At 71.9% G+C, this 1615-nt stretch carries 1 protein-coding gene; it reads right to left on the bottom strand.

Features of this window, described 5'->3' with window-relative positions; all coding sequences use genetic code 11:
• Positions 1 to 1615: glycosyltransferase (locus SCA01S_RS21525; RefSeq protein WP_157089091.1), on the bottom strand; the 1615-nt coding region annotated here is incomplete at both ends.

Raw genomic sequence — 1615 nt, 5'->3', positions numbered from 1 at the left:
TGTGGCGGGCCGGGTCAGTTCGCCGGCGTCATAAAGCCGGAATGCCAGCCACTTCGCCCGCCACGGTTGTGGATCGGCGGCATAGGCCTGCTCGCCCAGCCGGGCCGCTGCCAGCGGATCGCTGTCCTGAACCTGGCGCGCCTGTTCGGTCAGGGTGCGGGCCAGTGCCTGGGCATGGGCCCGTTCCCGCGCGGCCTGCGCGGCGGCCAGTTCCGCCGGGTCGGGGGCCGGTTCCGGCGCGGGGGGATGCAGGATCTGCTGAATGCGCCGCGCTTCCGATCGGCTCAGCGGCAGGTCTGCGGGCAGGGTCTGCAACATGTCTATCGCCCGCGCCGTTTCACCGGCCTCGTGCAGGCGCAGGCCGAGCCACTTGGCACGCCAGGGCTGCGGATCGATCGCATAAGCCTGCTCGCCCAGCCGGGCCGCCGCCAGCGGATCGCGGGCCTGAAGCTGCATCGCCTGTTCGGTCAGGGTGCGGGCCAGTGCCTGGGCATGGGCCCGTTCCCGCGCGGCCTGCGCGGCGGCCAGTTCCGCCGGGTCGGGGGCCGGTTCCGGCGCGGGGGGATGCAGGATCTGCTGAATGCGCCGCGCTTCCGATCGGCTCAGCGGCAGGTCTGTGGGCAGCGACTGCAACAGGTCTATCGCCCGCGCCGTTTCGCCCGCTTCGTGCAGACGCAGGCCCAGCCACTTGGCGCGCCAAGGTTGTGGATCGATGGCCTGCGCCTGTTCCGCTAGGGCGATCGCGGCTGGCAGGTTTGTTGCGGCCAGGGCGCGCGCCTCGCGTGTCCATGTTGCAGCCTGGGCCAGCGCTTGTTCGGCAGCATGGCGCGCAGCATCGCCGTCAGTTGTGGCCGGCAGGGCAGGCTCGGGCAGGGGGGCGGGCGCAGGTTCCGGCTCGCGCAGCGTCTGGGCAATGACTTGTGCGATGCTGGCCCAGTCGCGATGGGCGGTGGCATGGTCGCGGGCGGCCTGGCCTATGCGGTGGGCCATGGCGGGGGCGCGGGCCAGGGCGGCAATGGCGCGCGCCAGGTCTGCGGCATCGCCAGGGGTGAAGAACAGCGCGGTTTCGCCCTCCTGCGCCTCGGCACGGAACACCGGCAGATCGGGCACCACGGCGGGCAGGCCCAGGGCCATGGCGTCGACCAGCTTGATCGGCGGCACCAGTTCGGTCACCGCGCTGCGGCGGCGCGGCAGGCAGGCGATGTGGCAGGCGGCCATGCGTGCCCGCGCGGCATCGGGTTCGAGGCGCCCGGTGAAAGTGACGGCCTGCGCCAGGCCCAGGCGCGCGGCCTGCGCTTCCAGGCTGTCGCGCAAGGGGCCATCGCCCATGATCACCAAGTCGATGGCCAGGCCCTGCGCATGTAGCATGGCCAGGGCATCGAGCAACAGGTCCAGCCCTTCATAGGCGACGAGCGCGCCGGCATAGCCGATCGTGGTGGTGGCGTGGCGCGCGGCGGCAATCCCGGCAAAGGCGGGTGCATCAATGCCGTTGGGCAGCAAGGCCAGGCGCGCAGGATCGAGGCCCCATTGCCCGATGACATGATCGGCAAGCGGCGCCGAGATGGCAAAGAGCCGATCGGCCTGGCGCGCCACGAAAGCTTCCAGCTCAAGGCCC

The sequence above is a fragment of the Novosphingobium capsulatum NBRC 12533 genome, assembly GCF_001598375.1.
GTDB lineage: Bacteria > Pseudomonadota > Alphaproteobacteria > Sphingomonadales > Sphingomonadaceae > Novosphingobium > Novosphingobium capsulatum.
The sequence above is the reverse complement of the archived record's forward strand: the minus strand, read 5'-3'. Positions and strand labels throughout refer to the sequence as shown.